Here is a 426-nt window from a genome sequence, read left to right as displayed (position 1 = left end):
CAGGCGATCATCCCGCCGATCGCGGTCACCTTCGACCCCGACGCGAGGTTCACGTAGACGTTGTGGTCACGGAGACGGTTCGAGATCTCGGCGATCGTCCCGAGCGAACTGAAGAGATTGAAGATGTCGCACTCGACGGTCTCGGTCCGAATCCCTTCGTCTCGAACGCGTTGACGGGCCGTCTCGTGGTATGACGGTCGGTCGACGCCCTCTTTGTCGGCGTCGGGTTCGAGGAGGATCACCTCGTCGGCGTTCCCGTCGACGACCGGACGGACGATCCGGTCCAATTCGTATCCCAGCGGAACGATATGGACACGTTTCGGCACGTCGAGATCGTTCATATATCAGCTGATTATCGGGACGATATTGACGATTATGATCACATTGTCGTTTGTTTTGTCTGTGTCAGCGTAATTCATATCCGAC

Annotated in this window: 1 protein-coding gene; it reads right to left on the bottom strand. The window is 56.8% G+C overall.

What is annotated here, in order from left to right:
• A partial coding sequence (locus EXE45_RS18055) for a DUF6293 family protein (RefSeq protein ID WP_241989537.1) occupies window positions 1–341 on the bottom strand: 341 nt, incomplete at its 3' end.
• Between the last annotated feature and the right edge of the window lie 85 nt (window positions 342–426).

Source organism: Halorubrum sp. SP9 (assembly GCF_005435015.1).
Classification (GTDB): Archaea; Halobacteriota; Halobacteria; order Halobacteriales; family Haloferacaceae; genus Halorubrum; species Halorubrum sodomense.
The sequence above is the reverse complement of the archived record's forward strand: the minus strand, read 5'-3'. Positions and strand labels throughout refer to the sequence as shown.